The organism is Citrobacter pasteurii (assembly GCF_019047765.1).
GTDB classification, from domain to species: domain Bacteria; phylum Pseudomonadota; class Gammaproteobacteria; order Enterobacterales; family Enterobacteriaceae; genus Citrobacter; species Citrobacter pasteurii.
Map to the genome: position 1 here is coordinate 3,795,345 of NZ_CP077262.1, position 24,578 is coordinate 3,819,922.

Below are 24,578 nucleotides of genomic sequence, written 5' to 3' on the forward strand. Positions count from 1 at the left end.
GGAGCAGTTATTTACCTTTAATCTCGTACAGTGGTGTTTGACCGGCAACCACATGACCTTCGGCTTTAACAACCAGACCACCGAAATCATCGCTATTGCTGCAAACAACCGGACTAATCATGGAACGTGCGTTGGCGTTCAGGTATTCCAGATCCATTTCCAGAATCGGCTGACCTGCTGCAACAACCGCACCTTCTTCAACCAGACGTTTAAAGCCTTTACCTTCCAGCGCCACGGTATCGATACCCATATGGACCACGATTTCCGCGCCTTTTTCCGTTTCCAGACAGAACGCATGGTTGGTGTTGAAGATTTTCACAATAGTACCCGCTGCCGGAGAAACCACGATTTTATCCGTTGGTTTTACCGCCACGCCGTCACCTACAGCTTTGCTGGCGAATGCTTCATCAGGCACCTGCTCCAGTGCAACCACATCACCGGTAATCGGAGAAACCAGCGCTTCAATGGTGGCTGCATTCGCTACCGCCTGCGGTTTTGCAACCGGGGCAGCCGCTGTCGGGGCTTTGTCAGTAGACGCTGCCGCAACCGGGCCGCGTGCGACAACTTTCTTCATTTCGTCGCCGATAGATTCAGCTTTCGCACCCACGATGACCTGAATAGTTTGTTTGTTCAGCTTAACCACACCCGACGCGCCTAAGCGTTTGCACATCGCATCATTGACGCGGGCAGAATCGCCAACGGTCAAACGCAGACGGGTGATACAGGCATCAATCGCTTTCAGGTTATCCGTACCGCCAACCGCTGCAATGTAGTTGGTTGCCAGTTGAGCTAAACCTTCTTCGGTATTGCTGTTCGCTTCGTCAGTAACAATCTCGTCTTCTTTATCTTCGCGGCCCGGCGTTTTCAGGTTAAACATACGAATAACCGCGCTGAACAGGATGAAGTAGATAACGAAGAACACCAGACCCATGGCGACCAGCATCCAGACGTTCTTACTTGCAGCCGGCAGGTTGTACATCAACACGTAGTCGATAGCACCTGCGGAGAAGGAGAAGCCCGCATGGATCCCCAACAGCGTCGCAACGAACAGACTGATACCCGTCAGAACGGCGTGCAGGAGGTACAGCAACGGAGCCAGGAACATAAACAGGAATTCCAGCGGCTCGGTAACACCGGTCAGGAATGCGGTGATAGCAACGGACAGCAGCATGCCGCCGACCATCGGACGACGCGCTTTCGGCGCGGCGAAGTACATCGCCAGTGCCGCACCCGGCAGACCAAACATCATGATCGGGAAGAAGCCAGACATGAACATACCCGCAGTGCCGTCACCCGCGTAGAAGCGGTTAATATCACCGTGGAATACGGTACCTGCAGCGTTAGTGAATTCGCCAATCTGGAACCAGGCGATAGTGTTCAGCACCTGATGCAGGCCGGTTGGGATCAGCAGACGGTTGATGAAGCCAAAAATACCAGAGCCCAGCGCGCCAGCGCCCACGATCCACTCACCACCCGCATGGATGGCGTTCTGCACCGGCGGCCACACGTAGCCGAAGATAGCAGCCAGTATCAAACAGAAGAAGCCCGTGGCGATGGGTACAAAACGTTTGCCGCCGAAGAAGCTCAGGAAATCAGGCAGTTTGATGCCAGACCAGCGGTTATACACGGCACCGCCGACCAGACCGGTGATGATACCAGCCAGCACGCCCATATTGATTGCAGGGTTAATGGTAACCATTGCTTTGGTCAATATGAAATAACCGACCGCACCTGCCAGCGCTGCTGCACCTGCGCTGTCTTTTGACCAGCTGGAAGCAACACCGATCGCAAATATTAACGCGAGGTTATCAAAGATAGCCCCACCCGCTTGCGCGATGAAGGGTACATTCAGTAAATCTGGTTGGCCAAATCGCAGCAACAGTGCCGCGACTGGCAGCACCGCGATGGGGAGCTGTAACGCCCTACCCAGCCGCTGGAAAAAACCTAAAATATTCATTTTATTCCCCCTACGAGACCCCGATTAGGCTCCTTTGAAGCCATATTTTTATTGTGCGACCATTCCTGACTGCAACAGCAAGAGATTTTGGAACAACAACATTAACCATTCATCTACATTCAGAGTGTGTGAAAAATTAATTCGTATCGCAAATTAAAAGCGTGTTTTTTGTGATTACAATCACCAAATATCGTTATTAACCCTCCCTTGCACTGGCTAACTACGAAAACTTATTTTATCATTCAAAAAATCGAAACGGATTGATCCTTACCGATGCAAAACCAGGTTACGCTTAATACTGCACAGAGACTCAATCCGCCAACTGCTTACATTTACTTTTGAGGTGAAGAATGAGACTGATCCCCCTGAATACCGCTGAACAAGTCGGCAAATGGGCTGCTCGCCATATCGTTAACCGTATTAACGCGTTCAAACCAACGGCAGATCGTCCGTTCGTTCTGGGCCTGCCGACTGGCGGCACTCCGCTGACTGCCTATAAAGCATTAGTCGAAATGCACAAAGCGGGCCAGGTGAGCTTCAAACATGTTGTCACTTTCAACATGGACGAATATGTTGGTCTGCCGAAAGAGCATCCGGAAAGCTATCACAGCTTTATGCACCGTAACTTCTTTGATCATGTTGATATTCCAGCAGAAAACATCAACCTGCTCAATGGTAACGCGCCGGATATTGATGCAGAATGCCGTCAGTATGAAGAGAAAATCCGTTCTTACGGTAAAATCCATCTGTTTATGGGCGGCGTTGGTAACGATGGACACATTGCGTTCAACGAACCCGCTTCTTCTTTAGCTTCCCGTACTCGTATCAAAACGCTGACCCACGACACCCGCGTAGCAAACTCACGCTTCTTTGACGGCGACGTAAGCCAGGTGCCTAAATATGCACTGACCGTAGGCGTGGGCACCCTGTTGGATGCTGAAGAAGTAATGATCCTGGTGCTGGGTCACCAGAAAGCCCAGGCGCTGCAGGCGGCTGTTGAAGGTAACGTTAACCACATGTGGACTATCAGCTGTCTGCAACTGCATCCGAAAGCGGTTGTGGTCTGCGATGAGCCTTCCACTATGGAACTGAAAGTGAAGACGCTGAAATACTTTAACGAGTTAGAAGCGGAAAATATTAAAGGTCTGTAATGATGTCTCCGCCCAGCCGAAAACGTGCAGGGCGGCATTTTTTTGAAATCGGGGGTCGGAATGTATGCTTTAACCCAGGGCCGGATTTTTACCGGTCACGAAATTCTTGATGACCATGCGATTGTTGTCGCCAATGGCCTAATCGATAGCGTTTGCCCACTGTCTGAATTGCCGTCAGGGATTGAACAGCGCTCGCTGAATGGGGCCATTGTCTCCCCCGGTTTTATTGATGTGCAGTTAAACGGCTGTGGCGGTGTACAGTTTAACGATACGGCTGAGGCCGTTACCGTTGAGACGCTGGAAATCATGCAGAAAGCCAATGAAAAATCGGGCTGCACCAACTATCTGCCAACGCTAATCACCACCAGCGATGACCTGATGAAGCAGGGCATTCGCGTTATGCGTGAATACCTCGCTAAGCATCCAAATCAGGCATTAGGACTACATCTTGAAGGTCCGTGGCTGAATCTGGTGAAAAAAGGTACGCATAATCCAGGCTTTGTCCGCCAGCCAGACGCTGCGCTGGTCAATTTCCTGTGCGATAATGCGGATGTAATCACCAAAGTGACGCTGGCGCCTGAAATGGTTCCTGTCGAAGTGATCACCCAACTGGTGAATGCAGGTATCGTGGTGTCTGCGGGCCACTCTAACGCGACGCTGAAGGAAGCAAAAATCGGTTTCCGTGCAGGCATTTCCTTTGCAACACATCTGTTCAACGCGATGCCTTATATTACCGGTCGCGAACCAGGTCTGGCAGGCGCGATTCTGGATGAGGCCGATATTTATTGCGGTATCATCGCCGATGGCATGCATGTTGACTATGCCAACATCCGCAATGCCAAACGCCTGAAAGGCGACAAGCTGTGCCTGGTCACCGACGCAACCGCGCCGGCGGGGGCAAACATTGAGCAGTTCATTTTCGCTGGTAAAACAATATACTACCGCAATGGACTGTGTGTTGATGAGAACGGCACGCTGAGCGGTTCATCATTAACCATGATCGAAGGTGTACGTAATCTGGTTGAACATTGCGGTATCGCACTGGACGAAGTCCTGCGTATGGCAACGCTCTACCCTGCTCGCGCCATTGGCGTCGACAAACAACTCGGCAGTATCGCGCCAGGCAAAGTAGCCAACCTGACCGCGTTCACGCACGACTTTAAAATTATCAAGACCATCGTTAATGGCAACGAGGTCGTTACTGAGTAAGAGAAAGAATGACACCAGGCGGACAAGCTCAAATAGGTAATGTTGATCTCGTAAAACAGCTTAACAGCGCGGCAGTTTATCGCCTGATTGACCAGCATGGGCCAATCTCGCGAATTCAAATTGCCGAACAAAGCCAGCTTGCCCCCGCCAGCGTAACCAAAATTACGCGTCAGTTGATTGAACGCGGGCTGATCAAAGAAGTCGATCAGCAGGCCTCCACCGGGGGCCGCCGCGCCATCTCTATCGTCACCGAAACCCGTAATTTCCACGCCATTGGCGTACGCCTGGGTCGCCACGACACGACGCTGACGCTCTATGATATGAGCAGTAAAGTGGTCGCCGAAGAGCATTACCCTCTCCCGGAGCGCACCCAGGAAACGCTGGAATATGCGCTGCTCAACACGATTGCCACCTTTATTGAGAGCTGCCAGCGGAAAATCCGCGAGCTGATTGCGATTTCCGTCATCCTGCCTGGCCTGGTCGATCCTGAAAGCGGCGTTATCCGCTATATGCCACACATTCAGGTTGAAAACTGGGGTCTGGTCGAAGCACTTGAAAAACGCTTTAAGGTCACCTGCTTTGTCGGTCATGATATTCGCAGCCTGGCGCTTGCCGAGCACTATTTCGGGGCAAGTCAGGATTGCGAAGACTCCATTTTGGTGCGTGTTCACCGCGGAACCGGCGCGGGAATTATTTCCAATGGCCGCATTTTTATCGGCCGCAATGGCAACGTGGGTGAGATTGGTCATATTCAGGTAGAACCGCTGGGTGAGCGCTGTCACTGCGGTAATTTCGGCTGTCTGGAAACCATTGCGGCCAATGCCTCTATCGAACACCGCGTACAAAACTTGCTAAAACAGGGCTATCCAAGCCGGCTCACGCTGGATGACTGCAGTATCAAAGCCATCTGCAGGGCAGCGAATAAGGGCGATAATCTGGCAGCAGAAGTCATCGAGCACGTTGGTCGCCATCTGGGTAAAACCATTGCTATCGCCATCAACCTGTTTAATCCGCAAAAAATCGTCATTGCGGGCGAAATTACCGAGGCGGATAAAGTGCTGCTGCCTGCCATAGAAAGCTGTATCAACACCCAGGCGTTGAAGGCGTTTCGCCACAATTTACCTGTGGTTCGTTCCACGCTGGATCATCGTTCCGCCATTGGCGCCTTTGCGCTGGTGAAGCGCGCGATGCTCAACGGGACTTTGCTGCAACGTTTGCTGGAAAGCTAATACACGTCATCCTTCAGGCTGCCTCTGCGTTAGCTGCATCTGCTCCCCCCGGTCACTTACTTCAGTAAGCGCCAGGGGTTCGCAGACTTGCCGCCTTGATGCAACTCGAATGATGTAGTGTATTTTGTGTATAGTAATGCCTTCTTTTTTTAATGTCGGATTGTCCATGGCCATTAAGAATGTAATTTGTGATATCGACGGCGTGCTGATGCACGACAATGTTGCCGTTCCGGGTGCGGCAGAATTTCTGACTGGGATCCTGGAAAAAGGTCTGCCGCTCGTTTTGCTGACTAACTACCCTTCACAGACCGGGCAAGATCTGGCCAACCGCTTCGCCACCGCGGGAGTGAATGTCCCTGATAGCGTCTTTTATACTTCTGCGATGGCTACCGCTGATTTTCTTCGTCGCCAGGAAGGAAAAAAGGCCTATGTGGTAGGTGAAGGGGCGTTAATTCACGAACTGTATAAAGCCGGATTTACCATTACCGACGTGAACCCGGATTTTGTGATTGTTGGCGAAACGCGTTCCTATAACTGGGACATGATGCATAAAGCAGCCTATTTTGTGGCTAACGGCGCGCGTTTCATCGCCACAAATCCGGATACGCACGGTCGCGGCTTTTATCCTGCCTGCGGCGCGCTGTGCGCCGGTATCGAAAAAATCTCTGGCCGTAAGCCGTTTTATGTGGGGAAACCCAGCCCGTGGATTATTCGCGCAGCGCTCAACAAAATGCAGGCACACTCGGAAGAGACGGTTATCGTTGGCGACAACCTGCGCACCGATATTCTGGCGGGCTTCCAGGCGGGTCTGGAAACTATCCTGGTACTGTCTGGCGTATCCAAGCTTGACGATATTGACAACATGCCATTCAGACCAAGCTGGATCTACCCCTCCGTTGCAGAGATTGATGTGATTTAATCCCCAGGCCGGATAAGACGCACTCGCGTCACCATCCGGCAATTCTACAGCGTTATTGCCGGATGGCGGCCTAAACGCCTTATCCAGCCTACAGAATCTTATCCATTCAATAAAATCACCATTTCATTGCTGATTCATCAATAACAACGTTCATTACATAATCTTTTTTCACCAATCCACAATGACCATTGCGTTTTTTATTTTCTGCCCCGTAATTCGCTTGCGCCCTCTCCCGCTTTGCGGCATTTTCTTTATCAAGCAAACATAAAAAGCATCACGCAACAGGTTAACGGAGAAGGTTATGTGTTCTATTTTTGGCGTATTCGATATTAAAACAGACGCAGTTGAACTGCGTAAAAAGGCTCTGGAATTGTCCCGTCTGATGCGCCATCGCGGCCCGGACTGGTCGGGTATTTACGCCAGTGATAACGCCATTCTGGCACACGAACGTCTGTCCATCGTCGACGTCAACGCCGGTGCTCAGCCGCTGTACAACGTGAAGAAAACGCATATCCTGGCGGTTAACGGTGAAATTTATAACCACCAGGCGCTGCGCGCTGAATACGGCGATCGCTATCAGTTCCAGACCGGTTCCGACTGTGAAGTTATCCTCGCGCTGTATCAGGAAAAAGGCCCAGAGTTCCTGGATGACCTGCAAGGCATGTTCGCTTTTGCCCTGTACGACAGCGAGCAGGACGCTTATCTGATCGGCCGCGACCATATCGGGATCATCCCGCTGTATATGGGTTACGACGAGCACGGTAACTTCTACGTCGCGTCTGAAATGAAAGCGCTGGTTCCTGTATGCCGCACGATCAAAGAATTCCCGGCCGGTAGCTATTTGTGGAGTAAAGACGGCGAAATTCGTCAGTACTACCAGCGCGACTGGTTTGAATACGATGCGGTAAAAGACAACGTTACCGATAAAAACGAGCTGCGTCAGGCGCTGGAAGATGCGGTGAAAAGCCACCTGATGTCAGATGTTCCTTACGGTGTATTGCTGTCCGGCGGTCTGGATTCTTCGGTCATTTCCGCAATCACCAAAAAATACGCCGCGCGTCGTGTTGAAGATCAGGAACGTAGCGAAGCCTGGTGGCCGCAACTGCACTCTTTCGCGGTTGGCCTCGAAGGCGCACCGGATCTGAAAGCCGCACAAGAAGTGGCAAACCATTTGGGTACCGTGCACCACGAGATCCACTTCACCGTTCAGGAAGGTCTGGATGCTATCCGCGACGTGATTTATCACATCGAAACTTACGATGTCACAACCATTCGCGCCTCGACGCCAATGTACTTAATGTCGCGCAAAATTAAAGCGATGGGCATTAAAATGGTGCTGTCGGGCGAAGGTTCGGACGAAGTGTTTGGCGGCTATCTTTATTTCCACAAAGCGCCAGATGCAAAAGAGCTGCATGAAGAGACCGTGCGCAAGCTACAGGCGCTGCATATGTTCGACTGCGCTCGCGCCAACAAAGCCATGTCAGCCTGGGGCGTGGAGGCTCGCGTGCCCTTCCTGGATAAGAAATTCCTTGATGTGGCAATGCGCATCAACCCGCAGGATAAAATGTGTGGCAACGGCAAAATGGAAAAACATGTTCTGCGCGAATGTTTTGAATCCTACCTGCCAGCGAGCGTCGCATGGCGTCAGAAAGAGCAGTTCTCTGACGGTGTCGGTTACAGCTGGATTGACACGCTGAAAGAAGTCGCTGCTGAACAAGTTTCTGACCAACAACTGGAAACCGCCAGCTTCCGTTTCCCGTACAACACGCCATCATCTAAAGAAGCGTATTTGTATCGCGAAATTTTCGAAGAGTTGTTCCCGGTTGCCAGCGCGGCGGAATGTGTTCCAGGTGGCCCTTCTGTTGCCTGTTCTTCAGCAAAAGCCATTGAATGGGATGAAGCGTTCAAAACCATGAACGATCCATCTGGTCGTGCGGTTGGCGTACACCAGTCCGCTTATAAATAAGTTAATCCTTAGAAAAGGGCCCTGCGGGGCTCTTTTTTTATGTCCGTTTTCTGTGCAAAAAAACAATTAATAACTAATAATTGCCGAATATTGCGTCATGCTGTTCGCAACCTAACCAAACAGTCACATTCCAGCTATTTTCAATGAAAAAGGGGTTGACGCTTCAAGGCTCAATACGCATAATGCGCCCCGCAACGCCGATAAGGTTACGCGAAAAAAAGATGGCTACGTAGCTCAGCTGGTTAGAGCACATCACTCATAATGATGGGGTCACAGGTTCGAATCCCGTCGTAGCCACCATCTTTTTTGCGGGAGTGGCGAAATTGGTAGACGCACCAGATTTAGGTTCTGGCGCCGCAAGGTGTGCGAGTTCAAGTCTCGCCTCCCGCACCATTCACCCGTAAGCGTTGCACGGATGGGGTATCGCCAAGCGGTAAGGCACCGGTTTTTGATACCGGCATTCCCTGGTTCGAATCCAGGTACCCCAGCCACTTTTCTTCGATATAGCGGTTCACCGCGACGGTCATTGGGGTATCGCCAAGCGGTAAGGCACCGGTTTTTGATACCGGCATTCCCTGGTTCGAATCCAGGTACCCCAGCCATCGAAGAATATGATAGTATCAGGCTACGTAGCTCAGTTGGTTAGAGCACATCACTCATAATGATGGGGTCACAGGTTCGAATCCCGTCGTAGCCACCATATTAAGGACGTATCGACTCGTTCGGTAAATCCAAAAAATTGTTGGGGTATCGCCAAGCGGTAAGGCTCTGGTTTCTGATACCAGCATTCCGAGGTTCGAATCCTCGTACCCCAGCCAATTTCAAAAAGTCGTCCACTCTGTGGGTGCACCCGTTGGGGTATCGCCAAGCGGTAAGGCTCTGGTTTCTGATACCAGCATTCCGAGGTTCGAATCCTCGTACCCCAGCCATATTAAAAAAGCTCGCTTCGGCGAGCTTTTTGCTTTTCTAACACCGGGAGACGGCAAGCTTTACCCGGCCTACATGACTTGCAGGCCTGATAAGCGTCACGCCATCAGGCCCCACCCGGGCTACAACCCTAACGCATACTTCAGCGCCTGACGCTTCAGCACACCGGCGCGCTCCGCGGCCATAAGTCCTAAGTTACGTATGATGCGCAGCGGTTGCAGATTATTACTGAACCCGGCGTAGAACAAATCCATGCCACTCTGCATGATGAAATTGTCAGTCATACGACGATTCTGATAACGTTTCAGCACTGGTTGACTGGTCCAGGACTCACCGTAGCTGCGGGCATTCACCAGCACGTCAATCAGCGCATCCACATCGCGAAATCCCAGATTTACGCCCTGCCCCGCCAATGGATGAATGGTATGTGCGGCATCACCGACCAGCGCCAGCCCCGGCTGGACATACTGCAACGCATGACGACGTGTAAGCGGAAATGCGCCTGCAGCCACAGGCAGCACGTTACCCAGTCGCGATGGGAAATGTTTGGCGATCTCCATCTGTAGTTGGGGCATGTTCAGACCTTGCAGCTGGCGGATGCGTGCCGGTGAGTCGTACCACACCAGCGAGGCCCAGTTATCGAACAGCGGTAAAAACGCGCGCGGACCGTCAGGGGTAAACTGCTGCCAGGTGCTGTCTCCAGGTGCGTTTTCACACTGGACAGTTATCAACATACAAGATTGCGCGTATTGCCAGGCATGGATGCCAATCCCGGCCATTTTGCGTACCTGAGAGTTGGCACCATCAGCACCGATCACCAGCTTCGCATTGATTTTTTCACCACCAGCCAGCTCAAGCTCATGCCGGTCATTATGTCGATGTAAAGAAATCAGCGAGGTGGGCACGCGCAACGTCACTTTAGGATGAGCTTCCAGCGCCTGCCAGAGCGCTTGTTGCAGGACGGTATTCTCCACCATGTAACCCAACAACGGCAGCTTAAGCTCCGCAGCATCAAACACCACATGGGCATTTTCCCATTCCCACGTCTCCAGCCGACGATAAGGATGGCTGCGCATCCCCTGCACCGTATCCCAGACGCCCAGCCCTTTAAGCAGCGATACCGAGGCGGAACTGATGGCCGAAATTCTGACATCCGGCTGTCCGTCAGCCACAAACGGCGCGGGCACGGCATGCTCGATAACCGTTACCGTAAATCCGTGCTGCGCCAGTCCCAGCGCCAGCGCGCCGCCGACCATCCCCCCGCCGACAATGGCAATTTCCGTTGGTTGATTTGTCATGGTCAATCATCCTGTTACATGTATTGTGTAAGTTTACAGGATTTTTTACCCCTTGAGGCTGACATCCGTCATACTGGTCACAACCGCGCCAAAGCAGTACACTATGCGCCCTGCATTTCAGCCACAATTTCGCAAGAGCAAGTCGATGACCAAAAAACTCCATATTAAAACCTGGGGCTGTCAGATGAACGAATACGATTCATCGAAGATGGCCGATCTGCTGGATGCCACTCACGGGTATCAACTGACCGACGTGGCGGAAGAAGCGGATGTGCTGCTGCTGAATACCTGCTCAATCCGCGAGAAGGCTCAGGAAAAAGTCTTCCATCAATTAGGTCGCTGGAAGCTGTTAAAAGAGAAGAATCCGGATCTGATTATCGGCGTGGGTGGCTGTGTTGCCTCTCAGGAAGGCGATCACATTCGTCAACGCGCACATTACGTCGATATTATTTTTGGGCCGCAAACCCTGCACCGTCTGCCGGAGATGATCAACAAGGTTCGCGGAAGCGTTAAGCGTAGCGCGGTGGTTGATATCAGTTTCCCGGAAATCGAAAAATTCGACCGTCTGCCGGAGCCGCGTGCTGAAGGGCCAAGTGCGTTTGTATCCATCATGGAAGGCTGTAATAAATACTGTACTTACTGTGTGGTGCCCTACACCCGTGGTGAAGAAGTCAGCCGTCCGGCTGACGACATCCTGTTTGAAATCGCCCAACTTGCAGCGCAGGGTGTACGTGAAGTCAATCTGTTGGGACAAAACGTTAACGCCTGGCGCGGTGAAAATTACGACGGCACAACCGGCTCATTCGCAGACTTGCTGCGTCTGGTGGCGGCGATCGACGGCATCGACCGTATCCGCTTCACCACCAGTCATCCGATTGAGTTCACCGATGATATCGTTGAAGTTTACCGCGATACGCCGGAGCTGGTGAGCTTCCTGCACCTGCCGGTACAGAGCGGTTCGGATCGTGTACTGAACCTGATGGGGCGTACTCATACCGCGCTGGAATACAAAGCAATCATCCGTAAACTGCGCGCAGCGCGTCCGGATATCCAGATTAGCTCCGACTTCATCGTCGGCTTCCCGGGTGAAACCACCCAGGACTTCGAGCAGACCATGAAGCTGATCGCTGATGTCAATTTCGACATGAGTTACAGCTTTATCTTCTCTGCGCGGCCTGGCACTCCTGCCGCCGATATGGTTGATGACGTACCGGAAGAAGAGAAAAAACAGCGCCTGTATATTCTGCAGGAGCGTATTAACCAGCAAGCCATGGCCTGGAGCCGTCGTATGGTCGGCACGACCCAACGCATTCTGGTCGAAGGTACGTCACGTAAAAGCGTGATGGAACTGTCTGGTCGTACCGAAAATAACCGCGTGGTGAACTTTGAAGGTACCCCGGATATGGTCGGTAAGTTTGTTGATGTTGAGATTACCGACGTCTGGACCAACTCCCTGCGCGGTAAAGTGGTGCGTACCGAAGACGAAATGGGCCTGCGCATCGCAGAATCCCCTGAGTCGGTTATTGCGCGTACCCGCAAAGAAAACGATCTGGGCGTGGGTATTTATCAGCCTTAATCCTGCTGAAAAACGCAAACAATGCCCGATGGCGCTACGCTTATCGGGCCTACACTTCCAGGCTCACTGCTCCGGCGGGCCTTGTAATCTTCCCTATCACCCCCATATTCATTGCAATGCTTGCGCCTTTCCCCCATGGCGTGAATAATTTCCTTAGATGCCGGTAAATGTTCAGCGTCCGGCGAGACATGCATAAGAGGAACAGTTTGAACATAGACACTCGCGAAATCACCCTTGAACCCGCAGACAATGCCCGTCTGTTGAGCCTTTGCGGTCCATTTGATGACAACATAAAACAACTGGAGCGTCGTCTCGGCATCGAAATTAACCGCCGCGATAACCACTTCAAACTGACTGGTCGTCCAATTTGTGTCACCGCGGCGGCAGATATTTTACGCAGCCTGTATGTCGATACGGCCCCAATGCGCGGTCAGACACAGGACATCGAGCCAGAACAAATTCACCTTGCGATTAAAGAAGCGCGTGTGCTTGAACAGAGCGCAGACAGCGTGCCGGAATTTGGCAAAGCGGTGAATATCAAAACCAAGCGCGGGGTCATTAAGCCGCGAACGCCGAACCAGGCGCAGTATATCGCTAATATTCTTGACCATGACATCACCTTCGGCGTTGGCCCGGCAGGTACCGGTAAAACGTATCTGGCGGTTGCCGCTGCGGTCGATGCGCTAGAGCGTCAGGAGATCCGCCGTATTCTGCTGACCCGTCCGGCAGTAGAAGCGGGTGAAAAACTCGGTTTCCTGCCGGGCGACCTGAGCCAGAAAGTCGATCCCTATTTACGACCGCTGTATGACGCGCTGTTCGAAATGCTCGGTTTTGAGAAGGTTGAAAAGCTGATTGAACGTAACGTCATTGAAGTTGCGCCGCTGGCCTATATGCGCGGTCGTACGTTAAACGATGCGTTCATCATTCTTGATGAGAGCCAGAACACTACCATCGAACAGATGAAAATGTTCCTGACCCGTATCGGCTTTAACTCCAAAGCGGTTATCACTGGCGATATCACCCAGATTGACCTGCCGCGCAGCACCAAGTCCGGTCTGCGTCATGCCATTGAAGTGCTGGCTGAAGTCGACGAAATTAGTTTTAATTTCTTCCATAGCGAAGACGTGGTTCGCCATCCGGTGGTTGCCCGTATCGTCACGGCGTATGAAGCCTGGGAAGAAGCAGAACAGAAACGCAAAGCCGAGCAGGCTGCAGAACGCAAGCGCGAAGCTCAGGAGCAGGAACAAAAATGAGTCAGGTTATTCTCGATTTACAGCTGGCATGTGAAGACGAATCCGGTTTACCCACAGAAAGTCAGTTTCAGGGGTGGCTGGATGCGGTGATCCCGCAGTTTCAGGAAGAGTCTGAAGTAACCATTCGTCTGGTCGATGACGCGGAAAGCCATGAGCTCAACCTGACCTATCGCGGGAAAGATAAATCCACCAACGTGCTCTCTTTCCCGTTTGAAGCTCCACCGGGCATTGAGATGCCGCTGCTGGGCGATTTGATCATCTGTCGTCAGGTTGTCGAGAAAGAAGCGCAGGAACAAGGTAAACCGCTTGAGGCCCACTGGGCGCACATGGTGGTGCACGGTAGCCTGCATTTACTCGGCTACGACCATATTGAAGACGATGACGCGGAAGAGATGGAATCCCTCGAAACAGAGATTATGCTTGCTCTGGGCTATGAGGATCCGTACATTGCCGAGAAGATTGCAGAATAGTAGCTTGCCGGATGGCGGCGCTTGCGCCTTATCCGGCCTACATTCATGCCTTTCGTAGGCCTGATAAGCGTAGCGCCATCAGGCAAAACATGCCGTCAACAGCTGAGTATACGCATGACGCGCTTTGTATTAACTAACATGAGAACCCATACGACGCCATGAGCGACGACAATTCACACAGTAGTGACACCTTAAACAGCAAAAAGGGATTTTTTTCCCTGTTACTGAGCCAACTTTTCCACGGTGAACCCAAAAACCGCGACGAACTGTTGGAGCTGATCCGTGATTCCGGGCAAAACGACCTTATCGATGAAGATACGCGCGATATGCTCGAAGGGGTGATGGATATTGCGGACCAACGCGTGCGCGACATCATGATCCCCCGCTCTCAGATGATTACCCTGAAACGCAACCAGACCCTGGACGAATGTCTCGATGTCATTATCGAGTCTGCCCACTCGCGTTTCCCGGTGATTAGCGAAGACAAAGATCACATCGAAGGGATTCTGATGGCCAAAGATTTGCTGCCGTTTATGCGCAGCGATGCCGAGGCCTTCAGCATGGAGAAAGTGTTACGCCAGGCGGTTGTCGTACCTGAAAGCAAGCGGGTTGACCGCATGCTGAAAGAGTTCCGCTCCCAGCGTTATCATATGGCTATCGTCATCGACGAATTTGGCGGTGTCTCAGGTCTGGTGACCATTGAGGACATCCTTGAACTGATCGTTGGTGAAATTGAAGATGAGTACGACGAAGAAGACGATATTGACTTCCGTCAGCTCAGCCGCCACACCTGGACCATTCGCGCGCTGGCGCCGATTGAAGACTTCAACGACGCTTTCGGAACCCACTTTAGCGACGAAGAAGTCGATACCATTGGCGGGCTGGTCATGCAGGCCTTTGGTCATCTGCCCGCGCGCGGGGAAACTATCGACATTGATGGTTACCAGTTTAAAGTGGCAATGGCCGACAGCCGCCGTATTATTCAGGTTCATGTCAGAATTCCGGACGACTCACCCCAGCCCAAACTGGACGAATAAACCCGAAACTGGATCTAAGACTACATGGCATTTGCCCCATTAATTGAACGCCAGCGCATTCGCCTGCTGCTGGCGTTATTATTCGGTGCCTGCGGGACGCTGGCTTTCTCTCCGTATGATATCTGGCCCGCCGCGATTGTTTCGCTGATGGGCCTGCAGGCTCTTACCTTCAACCGTCGCCCGCTCCAGTCTGCCGCTATCGGCTACTTCTGGGGACTGGGGCTGTTTGGCTCAGGTATCAACTGGGTTTACGTTAGCATCGCGCAGTTTGGCGGTATGCCCGGCCCGGTTAACGTTTTCCTCGTGGTTCTGCTAGCCGCATACCTTTCCCTCTATACCGGTCTGTTTGCCGGCGTGTTGGCGCGCTTGTGGCCGAAAACCACCTGGCTGCGGGTGGCGATTGCCGCGCCGGTAGCCTGGCAAATCACGGAATTCCTGCGAGGCTGGGTACTGACCGGCTTCCCGTGGCTGCAGTTCGGTTATAGCCAGATCGACGGCCCGTTGAAGGGGCTGGCACCGGTGATGGGCGTTGAGGCGATTAACTTCCTGCTGATGATGGTTAGCGGTCTGTTGGCGCTGGCGCTGGTGACGCGTAACTGGAAGCCGCTGGTTGCCGCATTCGTGCTCTTTGCTCTGCCTTTTCCACTGCGCTATATCCAGTGGTACACGCTTGTGCCGGAAAAAAACACGCAGGTGTCGATGGTGCAGGGTGACATTCCACAGTCGCTTAAATGGGATGAAAGTCAGTTACTCAACACCCTGAAGATTTATCTCGACGCCACCCAGCCCGAGATGGGTAAATCACAGCTCATCATCTGGCCAGAATCGGCTATTCCGGACCTGGAAATTAACCAACAGCGCTTTCTGAGCATGATGGATGACCTGTTGAAATCGAAAAACAGCACGCTAATTACCGGGATCGTAGACGCGCGTCTGAACAAACAGAATCGTTACGACACCTACAACACCATCATCACGTTGGGTAAAGACAGTCCGTACAGCTACGATTCCAGCAACCGCTACAATAAAAACCATTTGGTCCCGTTTGGCGAATTTGTCCCGCTGGAATCGATCCTACGCCCGTTAGCGCCGTTCTTTGACCTGCCAATGTCTTCGTTCAGCCGTGGGCCTTATGTACAGCCACAGCTGCGTGCGCACGGCTTTAAGCTGACGGCTGCCATCTGCTACGAAATCATTCTTGGCGAACAGGTTCGGGATAACTTCCGTCCGGATACGGACTACCTGCTGACTATCTCCAACGATGCCTGGTTTGGTAAATCCATTGGCCCGTGGCAGCACTTCCAGATGGCGCGGATGCGTTCCCTGGAGCTGGCACGCCCGCTGCTGCGTAGCACCAATAACGGTATTACCGCGGTGATTGGCCCGCAGGGTGAAATTCAGGCGATGATCCCGCAGTTTACCCGTCAGGTACTGACCACCAGCGTGACGCCAACGACGGGCTTAACCCCTTATGCCCGTACCGGTAACTGGCCGCTGTGGCTGCTGACCGCACTGTTTGGCTTTGGTGCGGTGGTCATGAGCCTGCGTCAACGTCGTAAGTAACCCTCCTTCCCCTGGCCGGATAACATCTCGCTTATCCGGCTCAAAAACATTTCCCACATCCCATTCTGGCACGTCTATTGCTTTGTTCTACAAGGCAAACGCTGTTTTGGCTGAATGTGCAACCTGGTCGCACCAAAGTTGAGCACCGGTAGCACCTGAAAAGTGCAACAAGATATTTTTGCCCCCAAATGGTGCGGCGCACTTCGCAAAAATAAACAATAACACAGCAAATTCTTTACATTCATCCAAACTAAATGTTAACAAACACATACAAGACTGCACGTTTTAGTAGCAAACAATAACAACATCACAATGGGTATCAATGCGTCCCTGGCGCAGACGATAAAGGAGTTGGATATGCAATTACGTAAGCTCGCCACTGCCATGCTGGTCATGGGAATGTCCGCCGGTCTGGCGCACGCAGAAGACGCAGCACCAGCGGCAGGCAGCACGCTGGATAAAATCGCTAAAAATGGCGTAATCGTCGTCGGACACCGTGAATCATCAGTGCCGTTTTCTTACTACGATAATCAGCAAAAAGTGGTCGGTTATTCACAGGATTACTCCAACGCGATCGTTGAAGCGGTGAAGAAAAAGCTGAACAAGCCCGATCTACAGGTGAAACTGATCCCGATTACATCACAGAACCGTATTCCGCTGCTGCAAAACGGCACCTTCGACTTTGAATGTGGTTCCACCACCAACAACGTCGAACGTCAAAAACAAGCGGCTTTCTCAGACACTATTTTCGTTGTCGGTACCCGTCTGCTGGCGAAAAAAGGCGGCGACGTCAAAGATTTCTCTGACCTGAAAGGCAAAGCCGTGGTCGTGACGTCGGGTACGACCTCAGAAGTCCTGCTGCACAAACTGAACGAAGAACAAAAAATGGATATGCGCATCATCAGCGCGAAAGACCACGGTGACTCTTTCCGTACTCTGGAAAGTGGCCGCGCCGTTGCCTTTATGATGGATGACGCCCTGCTGGCTGGCGAGCGCGCGAAGGCGAAGAAACCGGACAACTGGGAGATCGTCGGCAAGCCGCAGTCTCAGGAAGCCTACGGCTGTATGTTGCGCAAAGATGACCCTGAGTTCAAAAAGCTGATGGACGACACTATCGCCAAGGCGCAGACCTCAGGCGAAGCTGAGAAATGGTTTGATAAGTGGTTTAAAAATCCAATTCCACCGAAGAACCTGAACATGAATTTCGAACTGTCAGACGAGATGAAAGCCCTGTTCAAAGAACCGAATGATAAAGCGCTTAACTAACTAAAATAAATGGGAGGCTTCCCCTCCCTCTCGATTGTTACTCGGCACGGACAGACTATAAGCCTGATGGTCGTTCCCCATCAGGCCTGAAAACCGCAAAACGCCGAATAGCAATCTTCGAGGGTAGCGCTGCTACCCTTTTTTTTCTGGAGTAGATTTATGTCTATAGACTGGAACTGGGGTATTTTTTTACAACAGGCCCCGTTCGGCAACACCACCTATCTCGGCTGGCTCTGGAGTGGTTTCCAGGTCACGGTCGCGTTATCTATCACCGCCTGGATTATCGCTTTCCTCATAGGCTCTCTATTTGGCATCTTACGTACCGTACCAAATCGTTTCCTTTCCGGGATCGGCACGCTGTACGTTGAGTTGTTTCGTAACGTTCCACTCATCGTCCAGTTCTTTACCTGGTATCTGGTCATTCCTGAACTGCTGCCGGAAAACATTGGCATGTGGTTCAAGTCAGAGCTGGATCCCAACATTCAGTTCTTCCTCTCATCCATGCTTTGTCTGGGGCTGTTTACCGCCGCGCGCGTCTGTGAGCAAGTTCGCGCCGCGATTCAGTCCCTGCCTCGCGGGCAGAAAAACGCCGCGCTGGCGATGGGCCTAACGCTGCCGCAAGCCTACCGCTATGTGCTGTTGCCAAACGCTTACCGCGTGATTGTGCCGCCAATGACCTCAGAGATGATGAACCTGGTAAAGAACTCCGCGATCGCCTCCACCATCGGTCTGGTGGATATGGCGGCGCAGGCGGGAAAACTACTGGATTACTCCGCCCACGCATGGGAATCATTTACCGCCATCACGCTGGCCTACGTCCTGATTAACGCCGTCATCATGCTGGTGATGAATCTCGTCGAACGCAAAATCCGCCTGCCTGGCAATTTGGGAGGCAAATAATGTACGAATTTGACTGGAGTTCTATCGTCCCTTCCCTGCCGTATCTGCTGGACGGGTTGGTCATCACCCTGAAAATCACCGTTACAGCGATAATCATTGGTATCGTCTGGGGGACCATCCTTGCCGTCATGCGTCTGTCCAGCTTCGCGCCGATTGCCTGGTTTGCGAAGGGCTACGTCAACGTATTCCGCTCCATTCCACTGGTGATGGTACTGCTGTGGTTCTACCTGATTGTGCCCGGCTTCCTGCAAAACGTGCTGGGACTGTCGCCAAAAACCGATATTCGCCTGATCTCAGCAATGGTCGCGTTTTCGATGTTCGAAGCCGCCTACTACTCGGAAATTATCCGTGCAGGGATCCAGAGTATCTCTCGCGGACAGTCCAGCGCTGCGCTGGCGCTGGGGATGACGCACTGGCAATCAATGAAGCTGATCATTCTGCCGCAGGCATTCCGCGCCATGGTTCCGCTGCTGCTTACCCAGGGCATCGTACTGTTCCAGGATACCTCGCTGGTCTACGTATTGAGTCTGGCAGATTTCTTCCGCACCGCCTCCACTATTGGCGAGCGTGACGGTACACAGGTCGAAATGATCCTGTTCGCTGGCGCCGTTTATTTTGTATTCAGTCTGAGCGCATCGTTGTTGGTCAGCTATTTGAAGAAAAGGACAGTTTAATGATTACCCTGAAAAATGTTTCTAAATGGTATGGTCACTTTCAGGTGCTGACCGACTGCTCCACGGAAGTGAAAAAAGGAGAAGTGGTGGTGGTCTGTGGCCCGTCAGGCTCCGGTAAGTCCACTCTTATCAAAACGGTGAACGGCCTGGAGCCGGTGCAACAGGGCGTCATCACCGTTGATGGCACCGTGGTAAATGATAAAAAAACCGATCTGGCCAAACTGCGCTCCCGCGTTGGCATGGTGTTCCAGCACTTCGAACTGTTCCCGCATCTGTCGATCATTGAGAACCTGACTCTGGCGCAGGTAAAAGTGCTTAAGCGCGATAAAAAGCCGGCCCGCGACAAAGCGCAAAAGTTACTGGAACGCGTTGGCCTGTCGGCGCATGCCGAGAAGTTCCCGGCCCAGCTATCCGGGGGTCAGCAACAGCGTGTCGCCATTGCCCGGGCGCTGTGTATGGATCCTATCGCTATGCTGTTTGACGAACCAACGTCGGCGCTCGATCCTGAAATGATCAACGAAGTACTGGACGTCATGGTTGAACTGGCCAATGAAGGGATGACCATGATGGTGGTAACCCACGAAATGGGCTTTGCGCGTAAAGTGGCGAACCGGGTGATCTTTATGGACGAAGGAAAAATTGTTGAAGACTCGCCGAAAGAAGAGTTCTTCGCTAATCCGAAATCAGACCGAGCCAAAGACTTCCTCGCGAAAATCCTGCACTAATCTGGCTGGCGCGCACTGCCATGTGCGCGCCACCTCACGATTTACCTCTTCATTTCTCGAAACCGATACAGCCCAGCGTTAACCTTGTCACAGAGTCCCACTTACAAGGAGCAACAATGGCACTTCCTATCCTGTTTGATTGCGATCCTGGCCATGACGACGCTATCGCAATTGTTCTCGCCCTCGCCTCACCTGAACTGGATGTGAAAGCGATAACCTCGTCAGCCGGTAACCAGACGCCCGACAAAACGCTGCGTAACGTATTACGCATGCTAACGCTGCTCAATCGTAGTGATATTCCCGTCGCCGGTGGCGCTGTGAAACCGCTGATGCGCGATCTGATTATTGCCGATAACGTCCACGGCGAGAGTGGGTTAGATGGCCCGTCGCTCCCGGAACCAGCCTTTGCACCGCAGGCCTGTACCGCTGTGGAACTGATGGCGAAAACCCTGCGAGACAGCCCGGAACCAGTAACCATTGTCTCCACCGGGCCGCAAACCAACGTGGCATTGCTACTGAATAGCCATCCTGAACTGCACGCCAACATCGCCCGTATCGTGATAATGGGTGGAGCAATGGGGCTCGGAAACTGGACGCCCGCCGCCGAGTTCAACATTTTCGTTGATCCTGAAGCCGCTGAAATCGTCTTCCAGTCGGGCATTCCGGTGGTGATGGCGGGACTGGACGTGACGCATAAAGCGCAAATACACCGCGAAGATACCGAGCGGTTCCGCGCTATCGGCAATCCTGTTTCAACGATCGTAGCTGAACTACTCGACTTCTTCTTTGAATATCACAAAGACGAAAAATGGGGATTCATCGGCGCGCCGCTGCACGACCCCTGTACCATTGCCTGGCTGCTGAAACCGGAACTGTTTACCACCGTTGATCGTTGGGTTGGTGTGGAAACCCAGGGTAAATACACGCAGGGTATGACCGTGGTGGATTACTACTTCCTGAGCGGCAATAAGCCAAACGCCACCGTGATGGTGGACGTTAATCGCCAGGGGTTTGTCGATCTGCTGGCAGAACGTCTGAAGTTTTACGCCTGATACACGCCGGACGGCGCTAACGCTGATCCGGCCTACAAAATCGTGCAATTTGTAGGCCGGATAAGACGCTTCGCGTCGCCATCCGGCAATAAGCGATTACGGCTCAAACGGCCGTCTTTGGAACTGATCGTGACCGCATTTCGGGCACAGCGGCAGCACATCCGGTGTGTAAACAGCTAAGTGGAAGTGACATTTCTCGCAAACCAGATTGCCCAGCCCAACCACTTCACCGCTGTGATAAACCCCGTGATGGCTGAGATCCTGGAACACTTCGCGCCATTCGAGCTGCGTTTTATCGGTAATATCGGCCAGTTCCTGCCAGATACTCTCCTTGATGACCCGCATAAAGACGCTGTCAGTCTCCTCATCAAGGCTCTCTTCATAACTGAGCGCAAACTCTTCGAGGTCGCGTCTGACGGCCCTTGTGAGTTCTTCCACCTCGGTTCGCGTTAACTCCCCGGTCTGCATAACTCGCTGACGTGCCTGCTCCACCAGCGCATCGATATCGCGTTCACCATTGCGCAGACGTTCACTAAGTGACGTCACCAGTTCACGGTAATATTGAGCAACCTTGTTCATCGCTTCGCCTCCTGGGTCGTTAACTGTCTATAATAATAGACGTTATTTACGCTACGCTTTGCAAGACTGTCCACAGAGTATGTAAATTCGTGCAATATTTATCCTTGCGGGAATTCAATGCTGAATGCGCGAAAGGCTGTTTTGACGCGGACGTTTGGGCTATGCTATGCGGATCTGAAACACCACATCTAAAGCTACGTTTGTAGCTGTATTGAAAACAGGACCACTGGCTGCCATGCAAGAGCAATACCGCCCGGAAGAGATAGAATCCAAAGTACAGCTTCACTGGGATGAGAAGCGCACATTTGAAGTTACCGAAGACGAGAGCAAAGAGAAGTATTACTGCCTGTCTATGCTTCCCTATCCTTCTGGTCGACTACACATGGGCCACGTACGTAACTACACCATCGGTGATGTGATCGCCCGCTACCAGCGCATGCTGGGCAAAAACGTCCTGCAGCCAATTGGCTGGGATGCGTTCGGCCTGCCTGCGGAAGGTGCGGCGGTAAAAAATAATACCGCGCCAGCACCGTGGACATACGACAACATCGCGTACATGAAAAACCAGCTCAAAATGCTGGGATTCGGTTACGACTGGAGCCGTGAGCTGGCGACCTGCACCCCGGAATATTACCGCTGGGAACAGAAGTTCTTCACCGAACTGTACAAAAAAGGTCTGGTATACAAGAAAACCTCTGCGGTGAACTGGTGCCCTAACGACCAGACCGTACTGGCAAACGAACAGGTTATTGACGGCTGCTGCTGGCGCTGCGATACCAAAGTTGAGCGTAAAGAGATCCCACAGTGGTTCATCAAAATTACCGCTTACGCTGACGAACTGCTGCGCGATCTGGATAACCTGGATCACTGGCCTGACACCGTTAAAACCATGCAGCGCAACTGGATTGGCCGTTCTGAAGGCGTGGAAATCACCTTCGACGTTAACGGTTATGACAACACGCTGACCGTCTACACTACCCGCCCGGATACCTTTATGGGTGCGACCTACCTGGCTGTTGCGGCAGGTCATCCACTGGCGCAGAAAGCGGCGGCAAATAACCCGGAACTGGCTGCCTTCATTGACGAATGCCGCAACACCAAGGTTGCTGAAGCCGAAATGGCGACCATGGAGAAAAAAGGCGTCGACACTGGTTTTAAAGCCGTTCATCCGCTGACCGGCGAAGAGATCCCGGTTTGGGCGGCAAACTTCGTGCTGATGGAATACGGCACCGGTGCGGTGATGGCTGTTCCGGGTCACGATCAGCGCGACTACGAATTTGCCACCAAATACGGCCTGACCATCAAGCCGGTAATTCTGACTTCTGAAGGCGCAGAGCCGGATCTGTCTGAACAGGCGCTGACCGAAAAAGGCGTGCTGTTTAACTCCGGTGAGTTTGACGGCCTGGCCTTCGAAGACGCTTTCAACGCCATTGCTGACAAGCTGGTAGCTCTTGGTGTCGGTGAGCGTAAAGTTAACTACCGTCTGCGCGACTGGGGTGTTTCCCGTCAGCGTTACTGGGGTGCACCAATCCCGATGGTCACGCTGGAAGACGGTACCGTACTGCCGACACCAGAAGATCAATTGCCGGTAATTCTGCCAGAGGATGTCGTCATGGACGGTATCACCAGCCCGATCAAAGCCGATCCGGAGTGGGCGAAAACCACCGTTAACGGTATGCCTGCCCTGCGTGAAACCGACACCTTCGATACCTTTATGGAATCTTCCTGGTACTACGCGCGCTATACCTGCCCGCAGTACAACGAAGGGATGCTGGACCCAGAAGCGGCTAACTACTGGCTGCCGGTTGATATCTACATTGGCGGCATTGAACACGCCATCATGCACCTGCTCTACTTCCGCTTCTTCCACAAACTGATGCGCGACGCAGGCATGGTGAACTCCGACGAACCGGCTAAACAACTGCTGTGCCAGGGTATGGTGCTGGCAGATGCCTTCTACTACGTTGGCGCAAACGGCGAGCGTAATTGGGTTTCCCCGGTTGATGCCATCGTTGAGCGTGACGAAAAAGGCCGTATCGTTAAGGCGAAGGACGCAGAAGGCCATGAACTGGTGTATACCGGCATGAGCAAAATGTCTAAGTCGAAAAACAACGGTATCGACCCGCAGGTTATGGTTGAACGCTACGGTGCGGATACCGTGCGTCTGTTCATGATGTTCGCCTCTCCGGCTGATATGACGCTGGAATGGCAAGAATCCGGCGTAGAAGGGGCAAACCGCTTCCTGAAGCGTGTCTGGAAACTGGTTTACGAACACACCTCACAGGGTGATGCACCGGCGCTGAACGTTGCTGCACTGACGGAAGATCAAAAAGCGCTGCGTCGTGACGTACACAAAACCATCGCGAAAGTGACTGATGATATCGGTCGCCGTCAGACCTTTAACACCGCGATTGCGGCGATTATGGAACTGATGAACAAGCTGGCAAAAGCACCGCAGGAAGACGAACAGGACAGAGCCCTGATGCAGGAAGCGCTGCTGGCCGTTGTGCGTATGCTTAACCCGTTCACCCCACACGTTTGCTTCACCTTGTGGCAAGCGCTGAAAGGCGAAGGCGATATCGACAATGCACCGTGGCCAGTTGCTGACGAAAGCGCCATGGTCGAAGACTCTACGCTGGTCGTGGTTCAGGTCAACGGCAAAGTCCGTGGTAAAATTACCGTCCCGGTAAACGCCACTGAAGAGCAGGTTCGTGAACGTGCTGGCCAGGAGCCTCTGGTGGCAAAATATCTTGATGGCGTTACCGTACGTAAAGTGATTTATGTACCGGGTAAACTCCTCAATCTGGTCGTTGGCTAAGCGCGGGAG

Annotated in this window: 20 protein-coding genes and 7 tRNA genes; 23 read left to right on the plus strand and 4 right to left on the minus strand. The window is 52.6% G+C overall.

The features are described from left to right. Positions 1 to 7: 7 nt before the first annotated feature. Positions 8 to 1,957 (minus strand): PTS N-acetyl glucosamine transporter subunit IIABC, encoded by a 1,950-nt coding sequence (gene nagE / locus I6L54_RS18490; RefSeq protein WP_040232541.1) that lies wholly within the window; start codon positions 1,955 to 1,957, stop codon positions 8 to 10. 350 nt (positions 1,958 to 2,307) lie between these two features. On the opposite strand from nagE, the gene nagB reads away from it, so the two are divergent. The 4 genes from nagB to nagD all read left to right on the plus strand — a co-directional run bounded on the left by nagB (position 2,308) and on the right by nagD (position 6,465). Beyond that, complete coding sequence (gene nagB, locus I6L54_RS18495; RefSeq protein ID WP_003022803.1) at positions 2,308 to 3,108, plus strand: glucosamine-6-phosphate deaminase; 801 nt, start codon at positions 2,308 to 2,310, stop codon at positions 3,106 to 3,108. A gap of 60 nt (positions 3,109 to 3,168) precedes the next feature. Continuing rightward, positions 3,169 to 4,317, plus strand: a complete 1,149-nt coding sequence (gene nagA / locus I6L54_RS18500; protein WP_005121411.1) for an N-acetylglucosamine-6-phosphate deacetylase — start codon at positions 3,169 to 3,171, stop codon at positions 4,315 to 4,317. 8 nt (positions 4,318 to 4,325) lie between these two features. Beyond that, positions 4,326 to 5,546: a DNA-binding transcriptional regulator NagC gene (gene nagC / locus I6L54_RS18505; protein ID WP_005121412.1), complete on the plus strand. Its 1,221-nt coding sequence runs from the start codon at positions 4,326 to 4,328 to the stop codon at positions 5,544 to 5,546. Between the two features lie 166 nt (positions 5,547 to 5,712). Further along, positions 5,713 to 6,465, plus strand: a complete 753-nt coding sequence (gene nagD / locus I6L54_RS18510; protein WP_003022792.1) for a ribonucleotide monophosphatase NagD — start codon at positions 5,713 to 5,715, stop codon at positions 6,463 to 6,465. A gap of 115 nt (positions 6,466 to 6,580) precedes the next feature. Here nagD and I6L54_RS18515 read toward each other — a convergent pair whose 3' ends face one another. Further along, on the minus strand, positions 6,581 to 6,727 hold the full coding sequence (locus tag I6L54_RS18515; protein ID WP_005121414.1) for a hypothetical protein: 147 nt from the start codon (positions 6,725 to 6,727) through the stop codon (positions 6,581 to 6,583). Positions 6,728 to 6,766: 39 nt separating this feature from the next. Here I6L54_RS18515 and asnB point away from each other — a divergent pair, with 39 nt between their 5' ends. The 8 genes from asnB to I6L54_RS18555 all read left to right on the plus strand — a co-directional run bounded on the left by asnB (position 6,767) and on the right by I6L54_RS18555 (position 9,360). Beyond that, the gene (gene asnB / locus I6L54_RS18520; RefSeq protein ID WP_003835552.1) at positions 6,767 to 8,431 is read left to right on the plus strand and encodes an asparagine synthase B; all 1,665 of its coding nucleotides are present in this window, start codon (positions 6,767 to 6,769) and stop codon (positions 8,429 to 8,431) included. 223 nt (positions 8,432 to 8,654) lie between these two features. Further along, a tRNA-Met gene (locus I6L54_RS18525) sits at positions 8,655 to 8,731 on the plus strand. Positions 8,732 to 8,739: 8 nt separating this feature from the next. After that, a tRNA-Leu gene (locus tag I6L54_RS18530) sits at positions 8,740 to 8,824 on the plus strand. 23 nt (positions 8,825 to 8,847) lie between these two features. Beyond that, positions 8,848 to 8,922: transfer RNA gene (locus I6L54_RS18535), tRNA-Gln, on the plus strand. Positions 8,923 to 8,958: 36 nt separating this feature from the next. Further along, positions 8,959 to 9,033 (plus strand) — tRNA-Gln (locus I6L54_RS18540). A gap of 21 nt (positions 9,034 to 9,054) precedes the next feature. After that, a tRNA-Met gene (locus tag I6L54_RS18545) sits at positions 9,055 to 9,131 on the plus strand. 43 nt (positions 9,132 to 9,174) lie between these two features. Further along, a tRNA-Gln gene (locus I6L54_RS18550) sits at positions 9,175 to 9,249 on the plus strand. 36 nt (positions 9,250 to 9,285) lie between these two features. After that, positions 9,286 to 9,360: transfer RNA gene (locus tag I6L54_RS18555), tRNA-Gln, on the plus strand. Between the two features lie 120 nt (positions 9,361 to 9,480). On the opposite strand, the gene ubiF is transcribed toward I6L54_RS18555, so the two are convergent. Then, complete coding sequence (gene ubiF, locus I6L54_RS18560; RefSeq protein WP_040232543.1) at positions 9,481 to 10,656, minus strand: 3-demethoxyubiquinol 3-hydroxylase; 1,176 nt, start codon at positions 10,654 to 10,656, stop codon at positions 9,481 to 9,483. 145 nt (positions 10,657 to 10,801) lie between these two features. Between ubiF and miaB the strand changes: the two genes are divergently transcribed. The 10 genes from miaB to rihA all read left to right on the plus strand — a co-directional run bounded on the left by miaB (position 10,802) and on the right by rihA (position 21,172). Next, positions 10,802 to 12,232 carry a tRNA (N6-isopentenyl adenosine(37)-C2)-methylthiotransferase MiaB gene (gene miaB, locus I6L54_RS18565; RefSeq protein WP_040232881.1) on the plus strand — a complete coding sequence of 477 codons (1,431 nt, stop codon included), beginning with the start codon at positions 10,802 to 10,804 and terminating at the stop codon, positions 12,230 to 12,232. A gap of 206 nt (positions 12,233 to 12,438) precedes the next feature. Continuing rightward, entirely contained in the window at positions 12,439 to 13,485 is a 1,047-nt protein-coding gene (locus I6L54_RS18570; protein WP_003022776.1) for a PhoH family protein, read from the plus strand. Then, positions 13,482 to 13,955, plus strand: coding sequence for an rRNA maturation RNase YbeY (ybeY, locus tag I6L54_RS18575; protein ID WP_005121417.1), 474 nt, complete (start codon positions 13,482 to 13,484; stop codon positions 13,953 to 13,955). The genes I6L54_RS18570 and ybeY overlap by 4 nt, the downstream gene beginning before the upstream one ends. Before the next feature lie 158 nt (positions 13,956 to 14,113). Continuing rightward, positions 14,114 to 14,992, plus strand: a complete 879-nt coding sequence (corC, locus tag I6L54_RS18580; protein WP_005121418.1) for a CNNM family magnesium/cobalt transport protein CorC — start codon at positions 14,114 to 14,116, stop codon at positions 14,990 to 14,992. 24 nt (positions 14,993 to 15,016) lie between these two features. Continuing rightward, entirely contained in the window at positions 15,017 to 16,555 is a 1,539-nt protein-coding gene (gene lnt, locus I6L54_RS18585) for an apolipoprotein N-acyltransferase (protein ID WP_040232546.1), read from the plus strand. Positions 16,556 to 16,912: 357 nt separating this feature from the next. Beyond that, complete coding sequence (gene gltI, locus I6L54_RS18590) at positions 16,913 to 17,821, plus strand: glutamate/aspartate ABC transporter substrate-binding protein GltI (protein ID WP_005121420.1); 909 nt, start codon at positions 16,913 to 16,915, stop codon at positions 17,819 to 17,821. Positions 17,822 to 17,980: 159 nt separating this feature from the next. Further along, on the plus strand, positions 17,981 to 18,721 hold the full coding sequence (gene gltJ, locus I6L54_RS18595; RefSeq protein WP_003022759.1) for a glutamate/aspartate ABC transporter permease GltJ: 741 nt from the start codon (positions 17,981 to 17,983) through the stop codon (positions 18,719 to 18,721). Further along, a complete protein-coding gene (gene gltK / locus I6L54_RS18600; protein ID WP_005121421.1) occupies positions 18,721 to 19,395 on the plus strand; it encodes a glutamate/aspartate ABC transporter permease GltK in 675 nt (224 codons plus the stop codon). Before gltJ ends, gltK begins: the two co-directional genes overlap by 1 nt. Next, entirely contained in the window at positions 19,395 to 20,120 is a 726-nt protein-coding gene (gene gltL / locus I6L54_RS18605; RefSeq protein ID WP_003022754.1) for a glutamate/aspartate ABC transporter ATP-binding protein GltL, read from the plus strand. Before gltK ends, gltL begins: the two co-directional genes overlap by 1 nt. A 116-nt stretch (positions 20,121 to 20,236) precedes the next feature. Beyond that, on the plus strand, positions 20,237 to 21,172 hold the full coding sequence (gene rihA / locus I6L54_RS18610) for a pyrimidine-specific ribonucleoside hydrolase RihA (RefSeq protein WP_005121422.1): 936 nt from the start codon (positions 20,237 to 20,239) through the stop codon (positions 21,170 to 21,172). Between the two features lie 96 nt (positions 21,173 to 21,268). On the opposite strand, the gene I6L54_RS18615 is transcribed toward rihA, so the two are convergent. Then, a complete protein-coding gene (locus I6L54_RS18615) occupies positions 21,269 to 21,751 on the minus strand; it encodes a zinc ribbon-containing protein (RefSeq protein ID WP_005121423.1) in 483 nt (160 codons plus the stop codon). A gap of 235 nt (positions 21,752 to 21,986) precedes the next feature. Here I6L54_RS18615 and leuS point away from each other — a divergent pair, with 235 nt between their 5' ends. Continuing rightward, positions 21,987 to 24,569 (plus strand): leucine--tRNA ligase, encoded by a 2,583-nt coding sequence (gene leuS, locus I6L54_RS18620; RefSeq protein ID WP_137378448.1) that lies wholly within the window; start codon positions 21,987 to 21,989, stop codon positions 24,567 to 24,569. The last annotated feature ends 9 nt before the right edge of the window (positions 24,570 to 24,578 follow it).

What these genes read in the sequence shown, in the direction of transcription:
- nagE (WP_040232541.1), bottom strand. Translation starts at nt 1,957, where the DNA reads ATGAATATTTTAGGTTTTTTCCAGCGGCTGGGTAGGGCGTTACAGCTC.
- nagB (WP_003022803.1), top strand. Translation starts at nt 2,308, where the DNA reads ATGAGACTGATCCCCCTGAATACCGCTGAACAAGTCGGCAAATGGGCT.
- nagA (WP_005121411.1), top strand. Translation starts at nt 3,169, where the DNA reads ATGTATGCTTTAACCCAGGGCCGGATTTTTACCGGTCACGAAATTCTT.
- nagC (WP_005121412.1), top strand. Translation starts at nt 4,326, where the DNA reads ATGACACCAGGCGGACAAGCTCAAATAGGTAATGTTGATCTCGTAAAA.
- nagD (WP_003022792.1), top strand. Translation starts at nt 5,713, where the DNA reads ATGGCCATTAAGAATGTAATTTGTGATATCGACGGCGTGCTGATGCAC.
- asnB (WP_003835552.1), top strand. Translation starts at nt 6,767, where the DNA reads ATGTGTTCTATTTTTGGCGTATTCGATATTAAAACAGACGCAGTTGAA.
- ubiF (WP_040232543.1), bottom strand. Translation starts at nt 10,656, where the DNA reads ATGACAAATCAACCAACGGAAATTGCCATTGTCGGCGGGGGGATGGTC.
- miaB (WP_040232881.1), top strand. Translation starts at nt 10,802, where the DNA reads ATGACCAAAAAACTCCATATTAAAACCTGGGGCTGTCAGATGAACGAA.
- ybeY (WP_005121417.1), top strand. Translation starts at nt 13,482, where the DNA reads ATGAGTCAGGTTATTCTCGATTTACAGCTGGCATGTGAAGACGAATCC.
- corC (WP_005121418.1), top strand. Translation starts at nt 14,114, where the DNA reads ATGAGCGACGACAATTCACACAGTAGTGACACCTTAAACAGCAAAAAG.
- lnt (WP_040232546.1), top strand. Translation starts at nt 15,017, where the DNA reads ATGGCATTTGCCCCATTAATTGAACGCCAGCGCATTCGCCTGCTGCTG.
- gltI (WP_005121420.1), top strand. Translation starts at nt 16,913, where the DNA reads ATGCAATTACGTAAGCTCGCCACTGCCATGCTGGTCATGGGAATGTCC.
- gltJ (WP_003022759.1), top strand. Translation starts at nt 17,981, where the DNA reads ATGTCTATAGACTGGAACTGGGGTATTTTTTTACAACAGGCCCCGTTC.
- gltK (WP_005121421.1), top strand. Translation starts at nt 18,721, where the DNA reads ATGTACGAATTTGACTGGAGTTCTATCGTCCCTTCCCTGCCGTATCTG.
- gltL (WP_003022754.1), top strand. Translation starts at nt 19,395, where the DNA reads ATGATTACCCTGAAAAATGTTTCTAAATGGTATGGTCACTTTCAGGTG.
- rihA (WP_005121422.1), top strand. Translation starts at nt 20,237, where the DNA reads ATGGCACTTCCTATCCTGTTTGATTGCGATCCTGGCCATGACGACGCT.
- I6L54_RS18615 (WP_005121423.1), bottom strand. Translation starts at nt 21,751, where the DNA reads ATGAACAAGGTTGCTCAATATTACCGTGAACTGGTGACGTCACTTAGT.
- leuS (WP_137378448.1), top strand. Translation starts at nt 21,987, where the DNA reads ATGCAAGAGCAATACCGCCCGGAAGAGATAGAATCCAAAGTACAGCTT.